The sequence below is a fragment of the Gloeomargarita sp. SRBZ-1_bins_9 genome, assembly GCA_039794565.1.
Lineage (GTDB): Bacteria > Cyanobacteriota > Cyanobacteriia > Gloeomargaritales > Gloeomargaritaceae > Gloeomargarita.
The window spans coordinates 138,180-162,534 of the sequence record JAUQVX010000001.1; the positions used below are offsets into that span (position 1 = coordinate 138,180).

Below are 24,355 nucleotides of genomic sequence, written 5' to 3' on the forward strand. Positions count from 1 at the left end.
ATGCCCCCGGGCTGGCGTCGCTGCATCAGTTGCCGGACGGTAGGGCCGCGGGAGCAGTTCTGGCGGGTGGTGCGGCTGCATCCTTCCCATCGGGTGGTGTTGGACCAGGGGATGGGCCGCTCGGCTTACCTGTGCCCTAAACGGGAATGTCTGCAGCAGGCCCAACGGAAAAATCGCCTCGGTAAGGCCCTCAAGGCCCCCGTGCCCCCCGAAATCTATGCGGCTTTGTGGGCGCGACTCAACGCCCTTGGTCCAGCACCAGATGACCGTCCTCCAGATGCACAATCCGGTCGGCAATGTCCAGAATCCGGTGGTCGTGGGTCACCAGGAGAATCGCCGCCCCCCGCTCCTTAGCCAGGTGCTGCATCAGGTCCACCACCTCGCGCCCGGCTTTGCTGTCTAAGGAGGCGGTGGGTTCGTCGGCCAAAATGAGCCGGGGTTGGGCTACCAGCGCCCGGGCAATGGCCACCCGCTGTTTCTGCCCGCCGGATAGGTCGTGGGGGTAGCTGTTGCACTTGTCCGCCAGACCCACGCGCGCCAGCATGGCTTCGGCCATCGCCTTCGCCTTGGCGGGGGGGATGTGGGGGTGGAGTTCGAGGGCCATCTGCACGTTCTGGCGGGCGGTGAGAAATTGCAACAGGTTGTGGGCCTGAAAGATATAACCAATCCGCCGCCGCAACTGAATCAGGGTGTTTTTGCCGGCCCCGTGTAGTTCCTGCCCCAGCACCTTAAGGCTGCCTTCCTGCACTGACCGCAAGCAACCAATCAACGTGAGCAGGGTGGTTTTCCCAGAACCGGACGGCCCGGTGAGAATGACAATTTCCCCTTCGCGAATCGTCAGGTTGATGTCAAACAAAATCTGCTTGCGCAAGGCCCCGTGACCATAGGCGTGGTTCAGGTGGGCAATGTCCACTACCGCTTCCCCGGCGGCTGTCGCCCTTGTGGCGGGGGCAATTTGGGTGGCAGTCGTCATAGGCGTTCACAAGTTTTTACCAATTTTAACAATCCCGGCCTGGGAGACGGGAACGCTGCCCGGGGTGAAGACTTCTGAAAAGTGCGGTAGGCTGTAGGGCGATGTGCACGGGAAATGGGCATGAAACGACGGGCGATGTTGGTAGGTGCCGGGGCGTTGTGGGCTAGTGGGCGGGTGTTGGCCCAAGGGGCGCCGGCGGGTGTAACTATCCAGTTTTTGGGGCACATGTGTTTTCTGTTTACAGGGGGGGGGCTGCGGTTGCTGGTGAATCCGTTTCGGCCCAGCGGTTGTACCCAAGGCTACCGGCCCCCTCGGGTGGCAGCGGATTTGGTCCTGGTCAGCAGTCTGCTCCTGGATACGGGCTATGTGGCGGATTTGCCGGGAGACCCGCGGGTGTTGGCCACGCCGGGGGATTACGAACTGCCTAACAATTTCCAGGTCTCCGGCTTCCAGACCTTTAGCGACCGGATGGGGGGGCGGCGCTTCGGGGCCAATATCTGCTGGCGCTGGACCCAGGGGGGGATTCGCTTTTTGCACCTGGGGGGGATTGCCACGCCTATTAGCGTCGAGCAGCGGATTTTGTTCGGCAACCCGGATGTGCTGTTTGTGCCGGTGGGGGGGCGGGATAAGGCCTATAACCCCCAGGAGGCGGCGGAGGCGGTGCAGGCCCTGAATCCCAAAATCGTTGTCCCTACCCATTTCCGCACCCAGGCCGCCGATGAGCAATGCGACCTATTCCCGGTGGAGGACTTCCTGGCCTTGATGGGCAAGATGACGGTGCGGCGGTTGGGGGACCAGGTGACGATTCGACCGGGGGACTTGCCCAAACAGGGGTCCTTGATTCATCTGTTTAGCTACAATTTCTCTACACCCAAACCCCGTGCCTGAAGCCATGGTCACCACACCGGTTGGTCTGTATCCGCCTGTGCCTGCCAGCGAGTATGCCGAGCGCCGCCGCCGGTTTTTGCAGGTCTTGGGACAGGGGGTGGCCATTCTCCCCAGCGCCCCTTTGGCCTATTTGCACAACGATGTGGAGGCCACCTACCGACAAGACGGCAATCTGTTTTACCTGACGGGGTTGAACGAGCCGGGGGCGGTAGCGGTGTTTGCCCCCCACCATCCGGAACATCAATTTATCCTGTTTGTCCAGCCCAAGGATTGGGAAAAGGAGGTCTGGACGGGTTACCGAGTGGGGCCAGAGGCGGCCAAGGAACTCTATGGCTGCGATGTGGCTTTTTCCCTGGAGGAACTGGACCAAAAACTGCCGGAGTACGTGGAGGGGGCCGATTGTCTCTACTACCACCCGGGCCGGGATGAGGACATGAATCGGCGGGTGTATCGGCTCTGGCAAAAAATGCTGCACCTGCGCCAGCGCAAGGGGTACGGGCCGACGATGCTGGCGGATGTCCATCCCCTGTTGCACCCGCTGCGCATGGTCAAAAGTCCCCTGGAGATTGAGCGCATCAAGCAGGCAGTGGCCATTGCCGTCCAGGCCCACCAGTACGCCCAGGACATTGTGCGCCCCGGGATGTACGAGTACGAACTCCAGGCAGCTATCGAGCGGGTGTTTCAGGAGCAGGGGGGACGCCCGGCCTATCCCTCCATCGTGGCCTCGGGACCCAACGCCTGTATCCTCCACTACGGAGACAACACGCGCCAAATGCAAGCGGGGGATTTGGTGCTGGTGGATGCGGGGTGCGCCTGGGGCTGCTATAACTCGGACATTACCCGCACGTTTCCGGTCAACGGCCAGATGACCCCGCCCCAAAAAGCTATCTACGAGGTGGTGTTGCGGGCGCAGCAGGCGGCTATCGGGGTGGTAAAACCGGGGGTGCCCTACGACCAGGTCCATAAAACGGCGGTACGGGTGTTGGTGGAAGGGTTACTGGACCTGGGGTTGCTCCAGGGGGACCCGGAGGCAATCGCCAACGAAACGGACGAGAAAAAGCAGGCCTACCGGCCCTACTACATGCACCGCACGGGTCACTGGTTGGGGTTGGATGTACACGATGCGGGCATCTACTACCAGGCCAAGGAGCAGGCCACCCTGCTGGTCCCCGGACAGGTGTTTACGGTGGAGCCGGGACTCTACATCGGTCCCCACACCCAGCCAGTGGAAGGTCAACCCCCCATTCCCGACGAATTCCGGGGCATCGGGGTGCGCATTGAGGACGATGTGCTGGTGACGGAAACGGGCTGCGAGGTGTTGACGGCGGCAGTACCCAAGTGATATGCCTGCTTGTCCGGTGGAACAGCTACCCGACGCGCCCCGCTACTTTCCCCTGGCCAAGGGCCGCTATGAGGTGAAACCCGGTCTGTATCCCTTGGGGACGGATTTCGGCCAGGGGGAACGGGACCGGCAGGTGTTTCACCTAGACAGCGACTTTCCCCATTACCGTCAGGTAAAACAGGCAGCCCGCCAGGAGGACTTGGCGAAATACGTGCAGACCTGCAACTTGACCCCCCCGGTGGAACAGGCGGCGGTGGCCTTCATCGCCCAGCGATTGCCCCAGGAATATCCCCAGTGGTTTCGGCTGGAGGACCACACCGCTGGTTGGCGCTTGCATTGCTACCTAACCGGTGAGGTGCTGGACTTTGACCGGGATTTTGGCTGCCGGGGGACGGCCTACCTCTCGGGCCTGGATGCCCTGGCGATGCAAATCCAGGAGGACCTGTGTGTGGTCAGCCGCACCGGGGACCGGCACTGGGTGAGCGTTATCCACCTGTGTTTCCCCAACCACTGGGCGGCCCAGGACAAGATTGGCCGGAGCTTTGCCGAGATCCATGCGCCGGTGCCGGGGATGGAACCTCTGAACCGGCGGGGGGCAGCGCTGGTGCAGGCCATGATTGCCGGTCCACCCATGGTGCGGTTCGCCTGGGGGTTGAGCACGGACACGGAGCTGAACCATCATCCCGACCGGCCAGGGGGACGCACCTTTGACCCCCAATGTCCCTGCCTGTACCTGCGTCTCGAACGTCAGGTGATCTGGGGGCTACCGGCGGTGGAGGCGGCCCTGTTTTTTATCCGCACCTACTTCCGGGATGTGAGTTGCCTGCGCCAGGACCCCATGCACCATACCGCGCTGCGGTCGGCGATCCAGTCCATGTCTCCGGCGGCGTTGACCTATAAAGGATTGGCGCCCCATCTCCGGGAAATCCTGGCCTGGTTGGGGTGAGTCCGGCACAATGAAATAAAGTAAAGATTTTTGGGGGTTTTGGTTGCATGGTGACTACGCCGCCCCGGGATGTGCAGGTTTTGCCCATCGCCACCGACACCTGGGTGTTGCGCTCTCGCAGTTGGCAACGGTTGCGCTTTGAGATGGAATACGCCCTGGAGCGGGGCACGACGGCCAACAGCTACCTGATTCAGGGTGAGCGCATCGCCCTGATCGACCCGCCGGGGGAAACCTTTACGGACCTATTTCTGACGGAATTGCAGCGCCATGTGGCCCTGGACCAGATTGACTACGTGATTCTGGGGCACATTAACCCCAACCGGGCGGCCACCTTGGCACGGTTGTGGCAATTGGCTCCCCAGGTCACCTTCGTCTGCTCTAATCCGGGCGAGCAAACCCTGCGGTCGTTGTTGGCCCAGCGGTTGTCGGATCAGATGGCGCAGCAACCCCTACAAACGCGGGTCATCCGGGGGGAAGACAGCCTAGACCTGGGCCGAGGACACACCCTGGAGTTCATCCCCATTCCCACCCCCCGTTTTCCCAACGGTTTGGCCACCTTTGACCCCAGCACGGGCCTGCTGTTTTGCGGCAAGTTCTTTAGTGCCCACCGCTGTAGCGACCAGGTGTTTGACGAGGGCTGGGAGGCCCTGCTGGAGGACTACCGCTACTATTTCGACTGCATCCACGCGCCCCAGGTGCGCCAAGTCGAACAGGTGCTGGAGCGGTTGCGCCGCTGGCCGGCCACCTGCTATGCCAATGGGCATGGGTCCCTGGTGCGCTATCACCTACCCGAATTGACATACCTGTACCGGCTGTGGTGCGAACGGCAAAGCGGCTGTGAGGTGACAGTGGCCCTGCTTTATGCGTCGGCCTACGGCAACACCGCTATCCTAGCCCAGGCCATCGGGCGCGGCTTGACCAAAGGAGGTGTGCGGGTGGAATCCCTGAACTGTGAATTCGCCAGTCCGGAGGACATCCGCCAGGTGGTCAGCCAGGCCCAGGGCATTATCTTGGGGTCGCCGACGCTGGGGGGGCACGCCCCGACCCAAATGCAAACCGCCCTGGGGATTGTGCTGGAGCAAGCGCCGCGTACAACCCTGGTGGGGGTGTTTGGGTCCTATGGCTGGAGCGGCGAGGCGGTGGACCTGCTGGCGGGCCGACTGCGAGATGCCGGGTTTCCCTTCGGCTTTGCACCCATCCGCGTCAAATTCGCCCCCACCGACGCCGACTTACAGCGCTGCGAACAAACGGGCACCGACTTTGCCCAGGCCCTGCGCCAGAAACAACGGCGACAGGTGGCTCGCCCTACGGATGCCCAGGCAGCCCGGGCTGAACAGGCCATGGGGCGGATTGTGGGTCCGTTGTGTGTCCTAGCGGCTCGGCGGGGTGAACTCACCAGCGGCATGCTGGCCAGTTGGGTCTCCCAGGCCACCTTCAACCCTCCCGGCATCACCGTAGCGGTGGCTAAAGACCGAGCGGTGGAATCCTTGCTTCATGTCGGGGACCGCTTTGTGCTGAACATCCTGCCGGAGGGCAGTAGCCTGATACGCCATTTCCTCAAACCCTTTGGGCCGGGGGAGGACCGGTTTGATGGGGTGGCGACGACAACGACTGCGGACGGTTGTCCGATCCTCACCGAGGCCCTAGCTTACCTGCACTGCCAGGTGGCCCAGCGGATGGAATGCGGCGACCACTGGGTGGTCTATGCCGTAGTGGATGAGGGGAAAGTCCTGGACCCCCACGCCGTCACCGCCGTGCACCACCGCAAATCCGGCAACCACTACTGAGACGGCGGCGTTGAGGGAAAGACACTGGTCAAGTTCAACCCCAGTGTTTGGTCCGCCTGGTGCAAAAACTGCCGAACTAAATCGGGATAGGCCCGCATCAGCGCGCTCAAGGTCTGGCCCTGGCCGCCGTCAATCACCTGCACCTGGCCCACCCGCAATTTCTGGGGCACCTGCGCCGCCGTCTGGAGAAGCGTTTCCAGTTGCTGGATGATCAAGATGGCATTGGCGTCCTGACCGTATTCCTGCCACAGGGCCTGGAGCATCTCGGCGACGGCGGCGGTGGCCTTAGCATTGGCGGCTAGGTGCGCTGCTTCCCCCCGGGCCAACAATTCCTGGGCTTGGCGCTGGGCTTGGGCCGGGAGCACCACATCCGCCTCTAGCCGTAACCGTTCCAGTTCCGCCCGTATCGCCTGTAATTCCTGTTCGGCCCGGGCGCGAGTTTCTTGGGCAATGGCTTCTGTGCGCTCCTCTTCCGCGCGGGCTTGCAGCTCTAACTCTGCCTTGCGCTTGCGGTGCTCGTTTTGCTTTTGCTGAATGGCCGCTTGGGCTTCCTTTTGGGCGACCTCAGCCGCGCGACGACTGGCAGCCACCGCCGCTTCCGCCTCCCGTTCCGCGTTCGACTCGGCAATCTGGGCATCCCGCAACATCTCAGCAATTTGCCGCCGCCCAATGGAGTTCAGGTAGTCCACCTCGTCCGAGACGCTTTGAATTTTCAAGGTGTCCAGTTGCAGCCCTAACTTGGCCAAATCCCGTTCCACGAAGCGGGAAATCCGGTCGGCAAACTGCAGGCGGTCCTCATTCACCTGCTCCGGCGTCAGGGTCGCCACCACCCCCCGCAAATTCCCCTCCAGGGTTTCTTTGGCCACCCGGATGATTTCCTCCCGCTTGCGCCCCAAAAACCGCTCGATGGCGTTCCCCACAATCTCCGGGTCGCTGGAGACCTTGATATTGGCAATAGCCTGAATTTGCAACGGAATACCCCCGGCGGAATAGGCGTTTTTCACCTCCACCTGCACCGGCATGGTAGTCAGGTCCATGCGGTCCACGCTCTCCAGGATGGGAATGCGAATCGCCGCCCCGCCAAAGACCACCCGGTAGCCCACCTTCTGGCCACTGCTGAGGCGATGCTCCCGCCCGGAAAAAATCAGGATTTCGTTGGGGTTGCAGATGTAAACGATCTGACTTAGGAGAATTAAGGCTATCACCAGTACGAAAACCGTAATCAACGCCAGAGTCAGGACGCCAAGAACCCCATTACCCGCAGCCGCCGTTTGCGCCCGGACCGGCAGCGCCAGCACCAACCCCAACACACTCAACCCTAGCAGCCCATACCGTCCCATGTTGCCACCCCCCTTGCGTTTGTCTTTTAGGCTACCACGGGCTAGGGATGGAGCGTGCCATCCGGCATCACCGCCCCCGTCAGATTCGCCCCTGTCAGATTGGCCCCCCGCATACTAGCCCCCGCCAGATTCGCCCCCGCCAGATTCGCCCCCGTCAAATTGACCCCCCTGAGGATCGCCACCACCAGAAACGCCCCCGTCAGGTCCGCCCCCGCCAAGTTGGCCGAATGGAGATTCGCCTCCGTAAGATTGCTGTGGGCCAAATTACACCCCTGGAACTGGGCCTTTAGGGCGTCCACCCCCCGCAGGTAAGCCCCTTGCAAATCCGCCCCCTGCAGTTGCGCCTCCCCCAGATTGGCAAAAATCAAATCCGCCTCCCGCAGCCCCGCCCGTTGTAGCCGCGCCCGCACCAGGTTGCAGCGACAGAGAATCGCCCCTGTCAGATTCGCCTCCGTCAAATCCGCCTCAAACAGGTCCGCCCGGTACAAATTGGCCCGCTCCAGGACAATCCCCGGCAAGGCCAGCCCATGCAAATCCACCCGGTTCAGGTCCACCCGTCGGAAATGCCGCTCCCCCTGGCGATAACGCTCCTGCAACTGCTCCGCCGTCAGTTGCCACTCATAGCCCGATGACATACTTGCGCCACTCCTGGTGGGAGCCGTTGCGCAGGTGCTTACTCACCTCAAAGTACAGACTGCGATGGGGGCGACGGGGCCGTTGGCGCAGCATCAATCCCGCCTCCTCCGGCGTGCGGTTCCCCTTTTTAATATTGCAGCGCACACAGGCCGTGACAATGTTTTCCCAGGAATCATCCCCTCCCCGGGACTTGGGAACCACATGGTCCAGGGTCAAATCCTCCCCCGTATAGCCGCAGTACTGACAGGTATGGCCATCCCGGTGCAGAACATTCCGGCGCGTTAGGGGAATTTCCTTGTGGGGAATATTGACGTACTGGCGCAGGCGAATCACCGTCGGCAGGGGGAAATTGGGGTAAATCACCTTGCCATTGTGCTCCAGTTGCTCCGCCTTACCCTTGAGTAACAACACAGCCGCCCGCTTCCAGGTGGTGATGTTCAGCGGCTCATAGGACGCATTGAGCACCAGAACTTTCCCCATGACGGCCCTAGCGGCGGGTTCGTAAAGATATTAACACAAAACCATTAAGGCCGTTTAAGAAACGCGGTACGCATCCGGGCCGTTGGCCAAGGCAAACGCCAGGGAATCCCGGGGGTTTTTCCCCATCCCCACCAGATGCACCGTCAACGCCGCCAGGGCAATCCCCAGCAGCACCGTTGTCACCCCCGGCAGCCCCAGCACCTGCAAGCCCCGGCCCACCAAGGGTCCCGCCAGCCCAATCCCCAAATCAAATCCCCCCAGACACAGGCCAAAACTGCGGCCCCGCTCCTGAGCTGGGGAACGATCGGCAATCAACGCGGCCATCCCCGGAATCAACAGCCCCGCCCCTATCCCCTCAAACACCCCCGCCAGCAACAGCCCCGGCACCCCCGGGCGACTCCCCAACGTCAGCATCGCCAGGCAGTAACTACCCAAACTCACCGTAATCAGTTGCCCCCGGCCCCAGCGGTCCGCCACCCGTCCCAGCAGCAAACGCATAGAAAAACTGGCCACCGCCACCGCCGTATAGAACAACCCCGGATTCAAGGGCAACCCCTGGCGCTTGATAAACAGAGGAATAAAAATCTGCAACCCCCCAAACAACAACCCCACCAGCAAAAACACCAACGCCGGCGTGCGCAAGGGAGGCGTCAGCAGCAACCCCCAGGACAAAGATGGCCCCGTCTCAACCCGGCGGCGAGGCGGTTCCTGCACTCCCCAGGTACACAACCCCCAACTGAGCGTCCCCAGCAGCGCCGACAGGGCAAAGATCAGCGGATACTGCCCCTGGTCCGCCAGATACCCCCCAATTGCCGGTCCCAGAGCCACCCCCACTGGTTGCGCCAACGTCATATACCCCAAAATCCGTCCCCGACGCACCGGCGGCGCCAAATCCGTCACCAACGCCAAATAGGCCGTAGCAAAAGCCGCCACACTCAACCCGTGATACACCCGCAGCGCCACCAACAACGGGATTTGCCGCCACCAGAGATACCCCCAGGGCGCCGTCGCCAACACCAGCAGCCCCAGTTGAATCCCCCGCTTACGGCCCTGGGTATCCGTCCAGCGCCCCACCGGCTCCCGAAACAACAGCATCCCCAAGGCAAACGCCCCCACCACCCAGCCAATCTGCCCATCGCTGGCCCCGACCACCTCCGCCAAATACAAGGGCAACGTCGGCAGCAGCAGCGTCAACCCCGACCAAAACAACAAAGCCGACCCAAACAGCCGTCCCCAGACGCCCGGCACACCCCTACTCCCGTCGTCACCCAACTGTAAACAATTGTATCGGGTTTGGCAAAACCAGTACGACTTCGACCTGCTCGGCCCAGGGACTAGAATGGGAAATGTGTGCTCGGGATGGGAAAACAATGGAACTGGTGACGGTGGCGACGCAGCCCCAGGACTGGACGGGGGACCTGCTATGTATCGGTTTTTGGCAAGACAACGTAGCCTTGACGGGGGACCTGGCCGCCCTTGACGAACGCCTAGGGGGTGCCCTGCAGGACCTGCTGAACGAAACCGAATTCAAGGGCAAACCCGGCAGCCTACAAGTGACCCGTCTCCCCAGCGGCAGTCCGGTGAAAAAATTGGCCCTGGTGGGTCTAGGAAAACCCAACGGCCTAGAACCCTATCGCCAGGCCGCCGCCGCCAGCGCCAAAGCCGCCAAAGCCCAAAAGGCCCGGCACATGGCCCTCTATGTCCCCCCCAGCGACCAACCCCCTGACGCCCTAGCGGCTGCCCTCACCGAAGGCATCCTACTGGCCCTGCACCAGGACAACCGCTTCAAATCCGACCCGGAAGACAAACCCCCGGTGCTAGAGCACATAGCGTTTTTGGCCATGGCCGACGGGCAAGCAGGGATCGAGCGGGCGCAAAAAGTCATCTCCGGCGTAATCCTGGCGCGGGAGTTGGTCAACGCCCCTGCCAGCCTGGTCACCCCCACCACCCTAGCAGAAACCGCCCTTTCTCTGGCCCAGACCTACGGCTTTAACGTCACCATCCTGGAGCGGGAAGACTGCCAGCGCCTAGGCATGGGGGCCTTTCTCGGCGTGGCCCAGGGGTCCGACACCCCCCCCAAATTCATCCATCTCACCTACACCCCCCCCGTCACCCCCCAAAAACGCCTGGCCATCATCGGCAAGGGACTCACCTTTGACTCCGGCGGCCTGAATCTCAAAACCCAGGGGGGCATCGAAACCATGAAAATGGACATGGCCGGGGCCGCCGCCGTACTGGGTTGTTTCAAAGTCCTGGGGCAATTGCAGCCGCCGGTGCAGGTACACGGGATCATTGCCGCCACCGAAAACATGATCAACGGCCATGCCCTGCATCCGGGGGACATCCTCACCGCCAGCAACGGCAAAACCATCGAAGTAAACAACACCGACGCCGAAGGCCGCCTCACCCTGGCCGACGCCCTGGTCTATGCCGAAAAGCTGGAAGTCGATGCCATCGTGGACCTGGCCACCCTAACCGGCGCCTGCATCGTAGCCCTAGGGGACGACATCGCCGGTTTGTGGAGCACCAGCGACGAGCTAGCCAACGAACTGCTCCAGGCCTCCCAGGCCAGCGGCGAAAAAATCTGGCGGATGCCCCTGGAAGAAAAATACTTTGAGAGCCTGAAATCCCCCATTGCCGACATGAAAAATGCCGGGGGACGCAGCGCCGGTTCCATCACCGGGGCCTTATTTTTGAAGCAATTTGTGCAGAAAACCCCTTGGGCGCATTTAGACGTCGCCGGACCGGTGTGGAGCGAAAAGGGCAACAGCTACAGCGGGCCGGGGGCCACGGGATTTGGGGTGCGCCTGCTGGTGCAATGGCTGTTGAACCAGTAGGTGGGTCATGCCCTGTGACGGCGCCATTATCGAGTTACACCCCAGCCCCGGGCGCAACCGTCTTATTCTGCACATCAACGGGGTGACCTCCACCGCCGACAAGCAACAGCGGGACATCCAGGCCCTCCAGCGCATGGCCCCCGATGCCCACGTACGGGGCGTGCACAACGCCAGCCAGGACTGGCAAAGCGACCTGCTTGAGAGCATTCTTGGACGTTCGGAACTCTGGCAGTACCAGCAGCCAAATGCCGCCGCCGCCCAACGCCTAGCCACCTACAGCCGCCTATTGCAGCAACTGCTCAACCAACCGGCCCTCCCCCCAGACGCCAACCTGCGGGACTATCTCCCAGAGGCTACCACCGGCAGCGGGCTTTTAGACGGAGACCTGTTGCGGCAGTTACCCTTCATCGCCCAACTCACCTGGCCCGACTTTTTGCAGTATCTCTACGGCGACTACCCGGCGGGGGCTTCCTGCGCGACCCTGCGACTGGCCTACGAACTGGCCCAGGGGATTCACGCCGGCGTACCGATTCTGGTGACCGCCCACAGCCAGGGGCTGATCATCACCGGCCTGGCCACCCACATCCTCACCCGCTTTTTTGGCGACTACACCCGCTGGCAGGAGCAGATTCACATCCTGGGCTACGGCCCCGTCATCTTGCTCGAGGAACTCCCTGCAGGGCTGCGGGGGCAAACCATCCTGATCCAGGACCGGCACGACCTGGTGGCCGAGACCTTCAGCAACATGCGCTACACGGATGTTTGGCACCTACTGCAAACCCAGGTTTGGCGCACCATCCAGCGTCTGCATCAACTGCCCCAACTGGCCCGCCCCGACAGCCACCACAGCGCCGGTTACTACCTGGGACTCCTAGACACCCCCGCCAGTCGCCGCGCCGGCCAACTCATGCAGTATTTCGTCAGTCAAGAATGGCATAGCAATCCCGTCATCCAGCGGTTTAGGGGGATTCGTTTTATCCTGGAGGATTTGGTTCCCGGTGGAGCACTGGCGGTGAAAAATTAGCCAAATTGCGGGATAACCGCCCTAAACGGTGTTTAGTTTTAGAAATTTTTATCAATCTCCCTGGTGACAAGTCCGGCAGGGCTTGGTATATTAAAGTCAGTGTGTGTGAGGAGCGAACCAGGAAAGGCACCGAGACGAAACACGGCCAGTCGTCGGTGTCTTTTCTGCTTTTATTGGTGGGTCCATCAGCGCGCGCATGGCACCCTTAGATGGACGGTTTTCTGAATCTTTATAAACCGGCGGGTTGGACGTCCCACGACTGTGTGGCGAAAGTGCGACGGCTGTTGGGGGAGCGGCGGGTGGGGCATGGTGGCACCCTCGACCCTTGGGCGATGGGTGTGCTGCCAATTGCTATAGGGCGAGCGACGCGACTGGTGAATTTTCTGCCGCCGGAGAAGCGTTACCGGGCGCGGATCCGCTTTGGGGTGCAGACCACTACCGATGATTTGGCGGGAGAAATCGTAACGCAGCGGCCCGTGCCCGACCTGACCTTGGCGATGGTCCAGGGGATACTGCCGGAATTTGTGGGCGTGATTACCCAGAAACCCCCGGCCTTCAGTGCAGTTCACATCCAAGGGCAACGGGCCTATGACCTAGCGCGCCAAGGACAGGCGGTGGAAATGCCAGATCGCCGTGTCGAGATTTACGACCTCACCGTGCGGGATTGGCAGCCGGGCGAATTTCCCGAGCTGACTCTGGAGGTCCACTGCGGCCGGGGTACCTATGTCCGGTCTCTGGCCAGGGACATTGGTCAGCGGCTTGGTCTACCGGCGACCTTGAGTGCCTTGGAGCGTACCGCCAGTGGTGGGATGGAGCTGCAAGAGAGCCTGACCCTGGAGCAATGGTACACCCACCTGCAAACCCGTACCTGGCAGCCAGACCCCCCTGACCGCTACCTCCAGCACCTACCAACCCTAACCTTAACCGGTCGCCAGGCGCGATTATGGTGCCACGGGCAAGCCCAGGACGGTCCCGTGCAAGCATCCCCCTGGTGGCGGGTGTACGATGAACAAGGGCGTTTTTTAGGCATTGGTCAACAGATGGGCCCCGGGATGCTCAAGCCCCAGGTTGTTTTGGTCAATCCGGCGGCCAAATGCTAACTTGAACCTATGGATACTGCTCCCCTCCCCTGTCGGAACCCGCAACAGTTTTGGGGACGTCTTTCGCAGGACCAACGGCAATACTGGCTGGACCGGCTCCGGTCATTGTATCACCAAATCATCCTGCTGTATTTTCGGGACGGCCCCCACCTAGCCGAGTGCATCGCCGAATTTACCCACCTGGCCTATGTCCTAAACCTACCGGTGGCGGAAATTGTGGGCATTCATGTGCAATTTATGGATGAGATCACCAAACAGTTAAAATTAGAGGGGCGCAGCGAGGAATTGGTGTTAGACTACCGGTTGACTCTGATTGATGTCATCGCCCACCTATGCGAGCGCTATCGCCAGGCCATGAATGCAACGCCGTCTGGGGGAGAAACCCGATGAACCGCCGCACCAAGAAGGTTTATATTCTCAAGCTCTATGTGGCCGGCAACACACCCAACTCGGTGCGAGCGCTCGCCACGTTGCGGGACATTTTAGCCACGGAATTTAAGGGGGTTTATACCCTGAAGGTCATTGACATCTTAGCCAACCCCCGTTTAGCGGAAGAAGATAAGATTTTGGCCACCCCCACCCTGGCGCGGATTTTGCCACCCCCCGTGCGGCGGATCATTGGCGACCTGTCCGACCGGGAAAAAGTTTTGATCGGCCTAGACCTCTTGTATGATGAATTGGTGGAAGAAGAGGAAGCGTCGGACCAGACAGGATCACTATGACAGACAGCAGAACGACCCCGGTGGGGGTGCAAAAAATTCGCACGTTAATTGAGGGATTTGATGAGGTCAGTCACGGGGGATTACCGGCCGGGCGCTGCACCATCGTCAGTGGCACCTCCGGTACCGGAAAAACCATCTTCGCCCTGCAATTTCTCTACAACGGCATCATTCACTTTGATGAGCCGGGGATTTTTGTCACCTTTGAGGAGTCTCCGGAAGACATTATCAAAAATGCCCTCAGTTTTGGCTGGAACCTCCAGGCGTTGATCGATCAGGGGAAACTGTTTATCCTGGATGCTTCCCCGGAACCGGAAGGGCAACAAATCATTGGTGAATTTGACTTATCCGGTTTAATTGCCCGCATTGAATACGCCGTGGAAAAATTCAAGGCCAAACGGGTTTCGATAGATTCGGTAACGGCTATTTTCCAGCAATTTAGCGCCAATAATGGGGCCTCGTTGATCCGTAATCAGTTGTTTATCCTGGTCTCGCGCTTGAAAAAACTGCAAGTGACTACCGTCATGACCACGGAGCGGATTGATGAATACGGTCCGATTGCCCGCTTTGATGTGGAGGAATTTGTCTCGGACAATGTGGTGATTCTGCGCAATGTGCTGGAGATGGAACGGCGTCACCGCACGATTGAAATCCTCAAATTGCGCGGCACGACCCACATGAAGGGGGAATATCCGTTTACGATTACTAACGATGGGTTGAGTATTTTCCCGCTGGGGGCGATGCAGTTGACCCAACGGTCCTCCAATGTGCGGGTGTCGTCTGGCATTCCCAAGCTGGACGAAATGTGCGGCGGTGGCTTTTTCAAAGACTCTATCATCCTGGCGACGGGGGCCACGGGTACGGGCAAGACGTTGCTGGTGAGCCGTTTTTTGGAACATGCCTGTCAGCGGGGGGAACGGGCGTTGCTGTTTGCCTATGAGGAATCCCGCTCCCAACTGGCCCGCAATGCCTCCTCCTGGGGGGTGGATTTTGAGCGCTACGAACGCCAGGGGTTACTGAAAATCATCTGTGCCTATCCGGAATCCACCGGGCTGGAGGACCACTTGCAGATCATTCGCTCGGAAATTGCCAGTTTTCGCCCCTCCTGCTTTGCCATTGATTCCCTGTCGGCCCTGGCGCGGGGGGTGAGCAACAATGCTTTCCGCCAATTTGTGATCGGGGTGACGGGGTTTGCCAAACAGCAGGAAATTACAGGGTTTTTCACCAACACCCTGGACCAATTCCTGGGTTTGCATTCCATTACCGAGTCCCATATCTCCACCATCACGGATACCATCCTGTTGCTGCAATATGTGGAGATTCGCGGGGAAATTTCCCGGGCGATCAATGTGTTTAAGATGCGGGGGTCCTGGCATGACAAGGGCATCCGGGAGTACGTGATTACGGACAAAGGGCCGGAAATCCGGGATTCCTTCCGCAACCTGGAGCGGATCATCAGCGGGTCGCCGACGCGGGTGGCGGTAGATGAAAAGGCGGAACTGTCACGCATCATGCGGGGGATGCAAAATCCGGAGAACCCGAGTCATTAGGCAGAGGTTGCCCCAGTTGGGCCAGGTTGACCACCCAGCCGCCGGTGACCAGGTAAACCTGCCCGGCGATGGCGCCGATGGTCTGTACCAGTTCCCCCAGCCGGTCCCGGAATAGACGTCCTGCGGCAGAGGCGGGCACCACCCCCCACCCGACTTCTTCGGCCACCAGAATGGTGGGGTTGGGCAGGCGGGCCAGTGCAGCCACTAGGGTCTGTTGTTGCTGTTGCCATTGGGGGTCGGGGTGCTCCAGCAACTGCGCCACCCAGGTGCCTAGGGAGTCCACCAGCAAGCAGGTGTGGGCCGGGGGATGGGCACACAGGGCGGGCAGGTCCAGGGGAGGTTCGCGGGTTTGCCAATGGGAAGGGCGGCGCTGCCGATGGGCCTGAAGTCGGGCTTGCCATTCCGGGTCGGTGGGGTCGGGCCAGGCAGTCGCCACGTACAGCACCGGTAACCCGGATTGGGCGGCCAAATGTTCTGCCCAGCGGCTCTTGCCGGAACGGGTGGGGCCGGTCACTAAAGTCAGTTGCGGGTTACGGGCCATGCCGGAGTATTTCCCCTAAGACCACGCCCAAATGTTGCGCCAACGGCTGGGGATGAACGCTGAGTTCGCCATAGCGTTGGGCCAGCCATAACCCCGTTTGTGCGTGCCACCAGACTCCCACCTCCGTCAGCGCCGCTAAATCCCGCTGCTGTTTCACCCCCTGGGCCAGCAGTCCCCCCAGCAGTCCGGTCAACACATCGCCACTGCCACCCCGCGCCAATCCGGGAGTGCTTTCGGCGTTGATGGCCACCGTGCCGTTAGGTCTGGCGATCAAGGTCTTGGCCCCCTTGAGCACAACGGTCGCCTGGGCCATCTGGGCTGCCTGACGCACCGCCCCGAGTCGGTCGGCTACGTCCAGGGCGGGAAACAAACGTTGAAATTCGCCGGCATGGGGTGTTAGCACTGTCCAAGGGGAGCGGGTTTGGGACCAGGGTGCCAGGGCATTGAGGGCATCGGCATCCAGTAACAGGGGTTTGTCGCTGGACCACAGGTACGTCACCACCGGTTTGGCTGCCAAAGTCAGCCCTGGCCCCACCGCCACCAGGTCATAGCGGTCCAGGTCCACCGGCAATTGGGCGATGGCTCCCTGGTCGGTTTCGGGGCAAGGGATGACCAATGCTTCTGGCACCTGGGACGTGATGAGCCACTGCAGCGACTGGGGGACGGCTACGCTCAACAGGCCCACGCCGCTGGCCCGCGCCCCCAAAGCTGCCAGTACCGCTGCGCCCCCGTAGGTCCGGGACCCGACCACCAACAGCAGGTGACCGCACTGGTACTTGTGGGTGGTGATGGGCCTGGGAAGGGGAAGGGCCTGCCGCATCGCCGGAGCCGTCAGCCGATATAGCGCCGGAGTGTCCCCAATTACTGCCGCGATGGTCGCCGGGGGAATGTCCAGGTCTAGGCGCACAAGGGTCCCCACGTAGGGTTGCGCCGGTTCCAAAAACAACCCCACTTTCCCCAGCCCCAGACAGAGGGTGTGCGTCGCTTGGATGGCCACCGGTTGCGGTTGTCCGGTGTCCGTGTGCAACCCCGACGGCAGATCAATGCTGATGACGGACTTTTGCCAGGTGTTGACCGTGGTGATCAGGTCCACTAGTTCCGGCGCCAGGGCTTTTTCCCAGCCAAAACCCAACAGGCCATCGAGCAGCACATCGCAGTCTGCCAGGGCCTGCAGGTTGTCCACGAAAGGAATGCCTAAGTAGTGGGCGTACTTTTTGTGGGCGAGCGTCAACTCCTTAGCCCGCTCAAAGGGGTGATAAATGCGCACTGGATAGCCCTTGAGCCAGAGTTCCCGGCCAATGGCCAAGGTATCTGCGCCGTTGTGCCCGGGTCCTACCAGCAAGCCGACGGTTTGTCCCGGGGAGAGCCTGGCCAATAGGTGTTGGGTGACCCGAGCCACCACCTTTTCCATCAGGGCCGCCACCGGTAACCCCTGGTCAAACAGGGTCTGTTCGATGGCCCGCATCTGGGCTGCCGTCACCAGTACCGATTCCGCCTGGGCCGGGGACATGGCCGATCCGTTAGAATAAAACCGGTCATTTTCAAGGTATCACCGATGCAACGGCGGACGCTGCTGGGGGGTTTGGCCATTTCGTTGGCGGGTTATTTGGTCTGGGGACAACCGGCCTGGGCGTTAGGGGGCACGATGCCAGAAGTCGGCCAACCGGCACCTGATTTTTCCCTCCCCAGTCTGGACAACCAACGGGTGTCCCTCTCGGATTACCGGGGCCGCTGGGTGGTGCTGTATTTCTACCCCAGGGATTTCACGTCCGGGTGCACCCTGGAGGCGCGGCGGTTTCAAGCGGACTGGCCGGAGTACCAAAAACGGGGGGTGCAGATTTTGGGGGTGAGTGCGGATTCGGTGGATACCCATCGGCAATTTTGCGACCAGGAAGGTCTTACGTTCCCCCTGCTGGCGGATACCGATGGTGCTGTGAGCCGGGCCTATGGGTCGTGGCTGGGTTTTATTTCCCTACGTCACACGTTTCTCATTGACCCTGACGGCATCATTCGGGCGCGGTTTGTGAAGGTGAACCCGGCCACCCACAGCCAGGAGGTATTGGCAACGCTGGATAGTTTGGGGGTTGTAGGTTAAGGTTAAAATCCACTGCTATAGTAGTCGGCCAATTCAGCGGCAGCAGGCACTTGGCGAAGGAAGCGGCCTATTGGTTGGCATGGGACCGGATTCCTGGGATGGGACCGGTTTTGCTGCAACGGCTCCACCAGCAATTCGGGAGTTTGGCTCAAGCCTGGCAGGCATCGGCATCGGACCTCTTAACGGTTCCCGGTCTGGGCCACCAGTTGGTCCAGCGGATTGTCACCACCCGCCCCACCCTAGATCCCCAGGCGCTGTACGACCAATGCCGCGCCCAGAATCCCCATTTTTGGACGCCCGCCGACCCGGATTACCCTCGCTTACTGCGGGAAATTCCCGACCCGCCGCCGGTGCTGTATTACCAGGGCCATCCCCAACCAGCGGAACTGGAGGGCACTACGCCCCTGCTGGCGGTGGTGGGTACGCGCAAACCATCCCCCTACGGACGCAAATGGACCGAGAAACTGGTACAGGCGGTGGTGCACCAGGGCTGGGGGGTGGTCTCCGGGCTGGCCTACGGCATTGACACCACGGCCCACAGGACTTGTCTGGCGGCGGGTGGCCGGACCTGGGCGGTGCTAGGGACAGGGGTGGACCGGGTTTATCCCCCGGAAAATCGCTGGCTACAGCAGGAGATCGCCCGCCAGGGACTTTTGCTCAGTGAATATCCCGCCGGTACGGGACCGGATCGGGTGCATTTCCCCCGCCGCAACCGCCTGATTGCCGGGTTGTGCCGCGCTGTGCTGATCACGGAAGCCCCAGCGGGGTCGGGCGCGCTGATTACCGCCCACTTCGCCTGCCAATACAACCGGGATGTATATGTCCTGCCTGGTTCCCTGGACAATCCGGCGGCCTTGGGGTGTCTGCAGCTGGTGCAACAAGGCGCCCAGATGGTCCTAGGGGTAGAGGCATTTTTGGAGGCTCTGGGCGCTATACCGACGTCATCCCCCACTGTGCCCCTGCTGCCTCCCGAATGGGCCGCTATTTGGGCGCTGCTTCCCCCCGAACCCATCGCCTTCGACGTCATCGTCGCTACCAGTGGACAACCCGCCTCCACCGTTGCCCATGTCCTGCTGGAGCTGGAACTCCGGGGCTATGTCACCCAACTGCCGGGGCTGCGGTATCAGCGCTGCTAGTTTTTTGGGGCGAATGAGATAAGCGCACTGGTGCTGGCCGTTGACCAACCACTGAACGCGCTCTACCGTACAGTCGGGCAACGCCGTGGCGAATAACTCCAACTCGTGCTTGCACACCCGGGGGAAATTCTCCGCTACCTGGGCAATGGCGCAAATGTGCTCCGTGACCAGAAAACCCTGGGGAATGACCTGGAACTCGGCCATGTACCCCTCGGAGCGGCGCAACTGCACCAACCGTTGAATGCGGGTTTCCAGGTCCCCTTCCCCCATGGCCTGACGATAGGCTTCCGCCTTGGCCTGCCACTGCTGCGCCAAAATCCGCCCGACCGCCTCCTGCCCCAAGGTCTGGTGCAACGTGGTCAACAAATCCACCGCAAACTCCCCGTAGCGATGGGGGAACTGCGCCCGACCCTTGCGACTGAGGGTGTACAGATGCTGGGGCCGCCCCATGCCACCGCTTTGGGTAACGTACTGAATCAACCCCTCCTGCTCCAGGTCCTTCAAATGCCGCCGGATCGCCTGGGGCGTAATGTGTAACTGGGCCGCCAACTCCTGGGCCGTGGCTTGCCCCCGCCGCAATAAATGAGCTAAGATATCCTGCTTAGTGGACGCTTGTTCCGTCGGTGCCACGAGTCGACTCCCCAGCAACGTGACGAGAATCCGCAGATTTTATTCCTATTCTAAAGGAACTTTGACAAGGCGCAAATTGCTTAATTATCCTATAATCAGAACTAAAGCAACACCTGCGTTGCGAAACTCCTGAGGGAAGAGGGTCTATGGTAGCCACACCGACGAAAACGTCCACGCTGGAGCACTTGGTCAGCCGTCCGTACCCGTACGGTTTTGTTACCCTGATTGAGGCGGAGGTCATCCCCAAGGGGTTGAACGAGGACATTATTCGGATGATTTCGGCCAAGAAACGGGAGCCGGACTTCATGCTGGAGTTTCGCTTACGGGCCTACCGGCACTGGTTGACCATGCCTGTTCCTACCTGGGCGCAGGTGAGCTATCCCCCCATTGACTACCAAAACATCGTTTACTACTCGGCGCCGAAAACCAAGGAAAAGCTGAATAGCCTAGAGGAGGTGGACCCAGAACTCCTGGAGACGTTTGAAAAGCTGGGGATTCCCCTGTCGGAGCAAAAGCGTCTGGCCAATGTGGCGGTGGATGCTATTTTCGATAGTGTGTCCATTGCCACGACCTATAAGAAAGACCTGGCCAAGCTGGGGATCATCTTCTGTTCCCTATCGGAGGCGATTCAGGAGTATCCGGAGCTGGTGAAGAAATACCTGGGTTCGGTGGTGCCGATCGGGGATAACTACTACGCGGCCCTGAACTCGGCGGTGTTTAGCGACGGGTCGTTTGTGTACATTCCCAAGGGGGTGCGGTGCCCGTTGGAGTTGTCCACCTATTTCCGCATCAACAATGGGGAGGTGGGCCAGTTTGAACGCACCCTGATCATCGCCGATGAGGGCAGTTACGTGAGTTATCTGGAGGGGTGTACGGCCCCCATGTACGACACCAACCAACTGCATGCGGCGGTGGTGGAACTGGTGGCCCTAGACAACGCTGAAATTAAATACTCCACGGTACAGAATTGGTATGCGGGGGACAAGGACGGTAAGGGGGGCATTTACAACTTTGTCACCAAGCGGGGCCTGTGCCAGGGGGTGAACTCCAAGATTTCCTGGACCCAGGTGGAAACGGGGTCGGCGATTACCTGGAAATACCCCAGTTGTGTGCTGGTGGGGGACTACTCGGTGGGTGAGTTTTATTCGGTGGCCCTGACCAACCATCACCAGCAGGCGGATACGGGGACAAAGATGGTCCATGTGGGGCGGCATACCCGCTCGCGCATTGTCTCGAAGGGGATTTCGGCGGGGCAGTCGCGCAATACCTACCGGGGTCTGGTGCGGGTGAATCCCAAGGCGGAGTACGCCCGTAATTACACCCAGTGCGATTCCCTGCTGATCGGGTCGCGCTCCCAGGCCAACACGGTGCCGGTGATCCAGGTACACAACCCCACGGCGCGGGTGGAACACGAGGCGTCCACGTCGAAAATCGGCGAGGAGCAGTTGTTCTATTGCCAGCAACGGGGCATGGACCCGGAGGCGGCGGTGGCGTTGATGATCAGCGGTTTTTGCCGGGATGTCTTCAACCAACTGCCGATGGAGTTTGCAGTGGAGGCAGACAAGCTGCTGTCCCTGAAGCTGGAGGGCACGGTCGGCTAAACTAGAGCCGTAGCCGAGGGGGACACCCCATGAGCGACCCAGAGGTCACACGTATCATTGAGGGTCTGGCGGCGGAGTTGGGCGACCGGGTGTACATGGACATCGCCCACTGGCACCTGTATTTGCGGGAAGCCAAGTTGGATAAACCCCTGGCGCAGCGGATTTACGAGCAGGTGCAAAAGGGTCCTCTACGGGAGGAGCAGGCCCTGGCCCTGTTGCGGGAGATGCCGGTGGAGATTGGGGGGGGGCGACGGCAAATTCCTCTTTTAGACCTGGTGCCCCTGGCAGGCCAGTTGGCCTATATGGACATCGTGGAGGAATTTCAAAAACGCTACACCTGAGTTCGGAAACCCCACCTTTGCAGGCTTCTCCCCAGCGCCCATCATAGAAAGTACGGGAATCATCCCAGAGGAACATGTTTTTTTAGGAGTGCGAGGGATTCATGGCTAAAGTTGTCGGTATTGATTTGGGCACGACCAACTCGGTGGTGGCGGTGATGGAAGGGGGCCAGCCGGTAGTGATTGCCAATGCCGAGGGGTTTCGGACGACGCCGTCGGTGGTGGCCTACACCAAAAATGGGGACCGGCTGGTGGGACAAATTGCCAAGCGTCAGGCGGTGATTAACCCGGAAAACACATTTTATTCGGTGAAGCGGTTTATCGGGCGCAAGTACGACGAGGTCACCGAGGAAGCCAAGCAGGTGTCCTACAAGGTCCTGCGGGATGCTAACGGCAACGTGAAGCTGGATTGCCCGGTTTTGGGGAAGCAATTTGCGCCGGAGGAAATTTCCGCTCAGGTGCTGCGTAAATTGGTGGATGACGCCAGTAAGTATTTGGGAGAACCGGTGACCCAGGCGGTGATCACGGTGCCGGCCTATTTCAACGACTCCCAGCGCCAGGCCACCAAGGATGCCGGTCGGATTGCCGGGCTGGAGGTCCTGCGGATCATCAACGAACCGACGGCAGCGTCCTTGGCCTACGGGCTGGATAAAAAGGCCAACGAAACCATCCTGGTGTTTGACCTAGGGGGTGGGACGTTTGACGTGTCCATCCTGGAGGTGGGCGATGGGGTGTTCGAGGTGCTGGCCACCGCTGGGGATACCCACCTGGGGGGTGATGACTTTGACAAGAAGATTGTGGACTGGATGGCCCAGGACTTCCTGGCGAAAGAGGGGATTGACCTGCGCAAGGACAAGCAGGCCTTACAACGGCTAACGGAAGCGGCGGAAAAGGCCAAGATCGAACTCTCGAGCGTCACTCAAACGGACATCAACCTGCCCTTTATCACAGCGACCCAAGATGGGCCGAAGCACCTGGAGATGACCTTGACACGGGCCAAGTTCGAGCAGTTGTGCGCCGATTTGATCGACCGGTGTCGGGGTCCGGTGGAACAGGCCCTACGGGACGCCAAGTTGGACAAGAGCAAGATTGACGAGGTGGTGCTGGTAGGGGGTTCGACCCGCATCCCGGCGATCCAGCAACTGGTGCGGCAGATGCTGGGGAAGGAACCCAACCAGAGCGTCAACCCGGATGAGGTGGTGGCGGTGGGGGCGGCCATCCAAGCCGGGGTGCTGGCGGGTGAAGTGAAGGACATCCTGCTGCTGGACGTGACGCCTCTGTCGTTGGGGGTGGAAACCCTGGGCGGCGTGATGACCAAAATCATTCCCCGCAACACCACTATCCCCACCAAGAAGACGGAGGTGTTCTCGACGGCGGTGGACAACCAGACCAACGTGGAAATCCACGTGCTGCAAGGGGAGCGGGAGATGGCCCGGGACAACAAGAGCTTGGGGACCTTCCGGTTGGATGGCATTCCGCCGGCGCCCCGGGGTGTGCCCCAAATCGAGGTCACCTTCGACATTGACGCCAACGGGATTTTGAGCGTGACGGCGCGGGACAAGGCCACTGGTAAATCCCAGTCCATCACCATCACGGGGGCTTCCACCCTACCCAAGGAGGAAGTGGAGCGGATGATCCGGGAGGCGGAGTTGAACGCCGCTGCCGACCGGGAGAAACGGGAAAAGGTGGACCTGAAAAACCAGGCCGATTCCTTGGCCTACCAAGCGGAGCGACAACTCAAAGACATCGGCGACAAGATTCCGGCGGCGGACAAAACCAAGCTGGAAAACCTGGTCAAGGACCTGCGGGAGGCCATCAACCAGGAAAACTACGACCGCATCAAGACCCTGAAAAACGACCTGGAGCAAACCCTCTACGCGGTCAGCACCAATTTGTACCAGCAGGCCGGGAGCACCAGCAGCGGCGGCGGGTCCACCAGTAGCGCCAGCGAAGGGGATGTAATTGACGCCGACTTCTCGGAAGGCAAATAGCCCCGCCGGGTAGCCATGAATCCAAGGGCCAGTGGGTTGTGCACCTGCTGGCTTTTTTCGTGCCCTGGCGTTGGCAAATAACCAACTGTTGTCAATCGCGGCGGTCAAGAAAAAGGCCAACGCTCCCCAGTAACCGCCCGGGCCATCAGGTTGAAGCCTTCTCGGGCCATTTCGTTTTGGAGGGCTGAACGGAAGTAGCATCAAAGCTCCTGGCACCCCCAGACCCACCCCGGCAGACCCGAAAGCCACCCGCCCATCGGGATGGATACGTCGCCGCTCACTGCAAAATCCCGGCACTTGAAACGGCTCAGGCACCGAGGGGTCCATGGTCTTGCCAAACGCCAGACAAGCAGCCATCCCTCAACCCCTTTACAAAAGTTAACATTCGCGTTAAAATTATA

23 protein-coding genes and 1 pseudogene are annotated in these 24,355 nt (G+C 60.6%); 16 read left to right on the top strand and 8 right to left on the bottom strand.

Annotation, left to right across the window (positions count from 1 at the left end; all coding sequences use genetic code 11):
• Nucleotides 1-354, top strand: a complete 354-nt coding sequence (locus Q6L55_00770) for a YlxR family protein (protein MEN9257249.1) — start codon at nucleotides 1-3, stop codon at nucleotides 352-354.
• Here Q6L55_00770 and Q6L55_00775 read toward each other — a convergent pair.
• The gene (locus tag Q6L55_00775) at nucleotides 239-973 is read right to left on the bottom strand and encodes a DevA family ABC transporter ATP-binding protein (protein ID MEN9257250.1); all 735 of its coding nucleotides are present in this window, start codon (nucleotides 971-973) and stop codon (nucleotides 239-241) included. The two genes, Q6L55_00770 and Q6L55_00775, sit on opposite strands and share 116 nt — an antisense overlap.
• 120 nt (nucleotides 974-1,093) lie before the next feature.
• On the opposite strand from Q6L55_00775, the gene Q6L55_00780 reads away from it, so the two are divergent.
• From Q6L55_00780 to Q6L55_00795, 4 genes are read left to right on the top strand one after another with little or no spacing between them, the layout of a single operon-like run.
• Nucleotides 1,094-1,861, top strand: a complete 768-nt coding sequence (locus tag Q6L55_00780; GenBank protein ID MEN9257251.1) for an MBL fold metallo-hydrolase — start codon at nucleotides 1,094-1,096, stop codon at nucleotides 1,859-1,861.
• 4 nt (nucleotides 1,862-1,865) lie between these two features.
• Nucleotides 1,866-3,203, top strand: coding sequence for an aminopeptidase P N-terminal domain-containing protein (locus Q6L55_00785; GenBank protein ID MEN9257252.1), 1,338 nt, complete (start codon nucleotides 1,866-1,868; stop codon nucleotides 3,201-3,203).
• 1 nt (nucleotide 3,204) lies between these two features.
• Entirely contained in the window at nucleotides 3,205-4,149 is a 945-nt protein-coding gene (locus Q6L55_00790) for a DUF3445 domain-containing protein (GenBank protein MEN9257253.1), read from the top strand.
• A gap of 47 nt (nucleotides 4,150-4,196) precedes the next feature.
• Nucleotides 4,197-5,936, top strand: coding sequence for a diflavin flavoprotein (locus Q6L55_00795; GenBank protein ID MEN9257254.1), 1,740 nt, complete (start codon nucleotides 4,197-4,199; stop codon nucleotides 5,934-5,936).
• Here Q6L55_00795 and Q6L55_00800 read toward each other — a convergent pair.
• Genes Q6L55_00800 through Q6L55_00815 form a run of 4 tightly spaced genes read right to left on the bottom strand, consistent with a single transcriptional unit; the run spans nucleotide 5,930 to nucleotide 9,640 of the window.
• Entirely contained in the window at nucleotides 5,930-7,276 is a 1,347-nt protein-coding gene (locus tag Q6L55_00800; protein ID MEN9257255.1) for an SPFH domain-containing protein, read from the bottom strand. The genes Q6L55_00795 and Q6L55_00800 overlap by 7 nt on opposite strands.
• A gap of 41 nt (nucleotides 7,277-7,317) precedes the next feature.
• On the bottom strand, nucleotides 7,318-7,911 hold the full coding sequence (locus Q6L55_00805; GenBank protein ID MEN9257256.1) for a pentapeptide repeat-containing protein: 594 nt from the start codon (nucleotides 7,909-7,911) through the stop codon (nucleotides 7,318-7,320).
• The gene (locus Q6L55_00810; protein MEN9257257.1) at nucleotides 7,895-8,392 is read right to left on the bottom strand and encodes an HNH endonuclease; all 498 of its coding nucleotides are present in this window, start codon (nucleotides 8,390-8,392) and stop codon (nucleotides 7,895-7,897) included. Before Q6L55_00810 ends, Q6L55_00805 begins: the two co-directional genes overlap by 17 nt.
• A 54-nt stretch (nucleotides 8,393-8,446) precedes the next feature.
• Complete coding sequence (locus tag Q6L55_00815) at nucleotides 8,447-9,640, bottom strand: MFS transporter (protein MEN9257258.1); 1,194 nt, start codon at nucleotides 9,638-9,640, stop codon at nucleotides 8,447-8,449.
• 122 nt (nucleotides 9,641-9,762) lie between these two features.
• Here Q6L55_00815 and Q6L55_00820 point away from each other — a divergent pair, with 122 nt between their 5' ends.
• The 6 genes from Q6L55_00820 to kaiC all read left to right on the top strand — a co-directional run bounded on the left by Q6L55_00820 (nucleotide 9,763) and on the right by kaiC (nucleotide 15,622).
• Nucleotides 9,763-11,229, top strand: a complete 1,467-nt coding sequence (locus Q6L55_00820) for a leucyl aminopeptidase (GenBank protein ID MEN9257259.1) — start codon at nucleotides 9,763-9,765, stop codon at nucleotides 11,227-11,229.
• 7 nt (nucleotides 11,230-11,236) lie between these two features.
• Entirely contained in the window at nucleotides 11,237-12,253 is a 1,017-nt protein-coding gene (locus tag Q6L55_00825; GenBank protein MEN9257260.1) for a hypothetical protein, read from the top strand.
• A 209-nt stretch (nucleotides 12,254-12,462) separates the two neighbouring features.
• Nucleotides 12,463-13,353, top strand: coding sequence for a tRNA pseudouridine(55) synthase TruB (gene truB / locus Q6L55_00830; protein ID MEN9257261.1), 891 nt, complete (start codon nucleotides 12,463-12,465; stop codon nucleotides 13,351-13,353).
• Between the two features lie 9 nt (nucleotides 13,354-13,362).
• Nucleotides 13,363-13,743, top strand: coding sequence for a hypothetical protein (locus Q6L55_00835; protein MEN9257262.1), 381 nt, complete (start codon nucleotides 13,363-13,365; stop codon nucleotides 13,741-13,743).
• Nucleotides 13,740-14,075 carry a circadian clock protein KaiB gene (gene kaiB / locus Q6L55_00840; protein MEN9257263.1) on the top strand — a complete coding sequence of 112 codons (336 nt, stop codon included), beginning with the start codon at nucleotides 13,740-13,742 and terminating at the stop codon, nucleotides 14,073-14,075. The genes Q6L55_00835 and kaiB overlap by 4 nt, the downstream gene beginning before the upstream one ends.
• Nucleotides 14,072-15,622 carry a circadian clock protein KaiC gene (gene kaiC / locus Q6L55_00845; protein ID MEN9257264.1) on the top strand — a complete coding sequence of 517 codons (1,551 nt, stop codon included), beginning with the start codon at nucleotides 14,072-14,074 and terminating at the stop codon, nucleotides 15,620-15,622. The genes kaiB and kaiC overlap by 4 nt, the downstream gene beginning before the upstream one ends.
• Here kaiC and cobU read toward each other — a convergent pair.
• Complete coding sequence (gene cobU, locus Q6L55_00850; GenBank protein ID MEN9257265.1) at nucleotides 15,582-16,163, bottom strand: bifunctional adenosylcobinamide kinase/adenosylcobinamide-phosphate guanylyltransferase; 582 nt, start codon at nucleotides 16,161-16,163, stop codon at nucleotides 15,582-15,584. The two genes, kaiC and cobU, sit on opposite strands and share 41 nt — an antisense overlap.
• Nucleotides 16,153-17,673: an NAD(P)H-hydrate dehydratase gene (locus tag Q6L55_00855; protein MEN9257266.1), complete on the bottom strand. Its 1,521-nt coding sequence runs from the start codon at nucleotides 17,671-17,673 to the stop codon at nucleotides 16,153-16,155. The genes cobU and Q6L55_00855 overlap by 11 nt, the downstream gene beginning before the upstream one ends.
• A gap of 45 nt (nucleotides 17,674-17,718) precedes the next feature.
• Here Q6L55_00855 and Q6L55_00860 point away from each other — a divergent pair, with 45 nt between their 5' ends.
• Together Q6L55_00860 and dprA are read left to right on the top strand one after the other, a co-directional pair.
• The gene (locus Q6L55_00860) at nucleotides 17,719-18,258 is read left to right on the top strand and encodes a peroxiredoxin (protein ID MEN9257267.1); all 540 of its coding nucleotides are present in this window, start codon (nucleotides 17,719-17,721) and stop codon (nucleotides 18,256-18,258) included.
• Between the two features lie 50 nt (nucleotides 18,259-18,308).
• Entirely contained in the window at nucleotides 18,309-19,394 is a 1,086-nt protein-coding gene (gene dprA / locus Q6L55_00865) for a DNA-processing protein DprA (protein MEN9257268.1), read from the top strand.
• Nucleotides 19,395-19,418: 24 nt separating this feature from the next.
• Here the strand turns inward: dprA and sufR are convergent.
• Nucleotides 19,419-20,024, bottom strand: a pseudogene (sufR, locus tag Q6L55_00870) (iron-sulfur cluster biosynthesis transcriptional regulator SufR).
• Between the two features lie 146 nt (nucleotides 20,025-20,170).
• Here sufR and sufB point away from each other — a divergent pair.
• From sufB to dnaK, 3 genes are all read left to right on the top strand, one after another.
• Complete coding sequence (gene sufB, locus Q6L55_00875; protein ID MEN9257269.1) at nucleotides 20,171-21,625, top strand: Fe-S cluster assembly protein SufB; 1,455 nt, start codon at nucleotides 20,171-20,173, stop codon at nucleotides 21,623-21,625.
• A gap of 29 nt (nucleotides 21,626-21,654) precedes the next feature.
• On the top strand, nucleotides 21,655-21,966 hold the full coding sequence (locus Q6L55_00880) for a DUF3181 family protein (protein MEN9257270.1): 312 nt from the start codon (nucleotides 21,655-21,657) through the stop codon (nucleotides 21,964-21,966).
• A 101-nt stretch (nucleotides 21,967-22,067) separates the two neighbouring features.
• Nucleotides 22,068-23,954 carry a molecular chaperone DnaK gene (gene dnaK, locus Q6L55_00885; GenBank protein ID MEN9257271.1) on the top strand — a complete coding sequence of 629 codons (1,887 nt, stop codon included), beginning with the start codon at nucleotides 22,068-22,070 and terminating at the stop codon, nucleotides 23,952-23,954.
• The last annotated feature ends 401 nt before the right edge of the window (nucleotides 23,955-24,355 follow it).

What these genes read in the sequence shown, in the direction of transcription:
- Q6L55_00770 (MEN9257249.1), top strand. Translation starts at nt 1, where the DNA reads ATGCCCCCGGGCTGGCGTCGCTGCATCAGTTGCCGGACGGTAGGGCCG.
- Q6L55_00775 (MEN9257250.1), bottom strand. Translation starts at nt 973, where the DNA reads ATGACGACTGCCACCCAAATTGCCCCCGCCACAAGGGCGACAGCCGCC.
- Q6L55_00810 (MEN9257257.1), bottom strand. Translation starts at nt 8,392, where the DNA reads ATGGGGAAAGTTCTGGTGCTCAATGCGTCCTATGAGCCGCTGAACATC.
- Q6L55_00805 (MEN9257256.1), bottom strand. Translation starts at nt 7,911, where the DNA reads ATGTCATCGGGCTATGAGTGGCAACTGACGGCGGAGCAGTTGCAGGAG.
- Q6L55_00785 (MEN9257252.1), top strand. Translation starts at nt 1,866, where the DNA reads ATGGTCACCACACCGGTTGGTCTGTATCCGCCTGTGCCTGCCAGCGAG.
- Q6L55_00800 (MEN9257255.1), bottom strand. Translation starts at nt 7,276, where the DNA reads ATGGGACGGTATGGGCTGCTAGGGTTGAGTGTGTTGGGGTTGGTGCTG.
- Q6L55_00795 (MEN9257254.1), top strand. Translation starts at nt 4,197, where the DNA reads ATGGTGACTACGCCGCCCCGGGATGTGCAGGTTTTGCCCATCGCCACC.
- Q6L55_00790 (MEN9257253.1), top strand. Translation starts at nt 3,205, where the DNA reads ATGCCTGCTTGTCCGGTGGAACAGCTACCCGACGCGCCCCGCTACTTT.
- Q6L55_00780 (MEN9257251.1), top strand. Translation starts at nt 1,094, where the DNA reads ATGAAACGACGGGCGATGTTGGTAGGTGCCGGGGCGTTGTGGGCTAGT.
- kaiC (MEN9257264.1), top strand. Translation starts at nt 14,072, where the DNA reads ATGACAGACAGCAGAACGACCCCGGTGGGGGTGCAAAAAATTCGCACG.
- Q6L55_00825 (MEN9257260.1), top strand. Translation starts at nt 11,237, where the DNA reads ATGCCCTGTGACGGCGCCATTATCGAGTTACACCCCAGCCCCGGGCGC.
- dnaK (MEN9257271.1), top strand. Translation starts at nt 22,068, where the DNA reads ATGGCTAAAGTTGTCGGTATTGATTTGGGCACGACCAACTCGGTGGTG.
- Q6L55_00860 (MEN9257267.1), top strand. Translation starts at nt 17,719, where the DNA reads ATGCAACGGCGGACGCTGCTGGGGGGTTTGGCCATTTCGTTGGCGGGT.
- kaiB (MEN9257263.1), top strand. Translation starts at nt 13,740, where the DNA reads ATGAACCGCCGCACCAAGAAGGTTTATATTCTCAAGCTCTATGTGGCC.
- Q6L55_00880 (MEN9257270.1), top strand. Translation starts at nt 21,655, where the DNA reads ATGAGCGACCCAGAGGTCACACGTATCATTGAGGGTCTGGCGGCGGAG.
- Q6L55_00855 (MEN9257266.1), bottom strand. Translation starts at nt 17,673, where the DNA reads ATGTCCCCGGCCCAGGCGGAATCGGTACTGGTGACGGCAGCCCAGATG.
- truB (MEN9257261.1), top strand. Translation starts at nt 12,463, where the DNA reads ATGGACGGTTTTCTGAATCTTTATAAACCGGCGGGTTGGACGTCCCAC.
- sufB (MEN9257269.1), top strand. Translation starts at nt 20,171, where the DNA reads ATGGTAGCCACACCGACGAAAACGTCCACGCTGGAGCACTTGGTCAGC.
- Q6L55_00820 (MEN9257259.1), top strand. Translation starts at nt 9,763, where the DNA reads ATGGAACTGGTGACGGTGGCGACGCAGCCCCAGGACTGGACGGGGGAC.
- cobU (MEN9257265.1), bottom strand. Translation starts at nt 16,163, where the DNA reads ATGGCCCGTAACCCGCAACTGACTTTAGTGACCGGCCCCACCCGTTCC.
- Q6L55_00835 (MEN9257262.1), top strand. Translation starts at nt 13,363, where the DNA reads ATGGATACTGCTCCCCTCCCCTGTCGGAACCCGCAACAGTTTTGGGGA.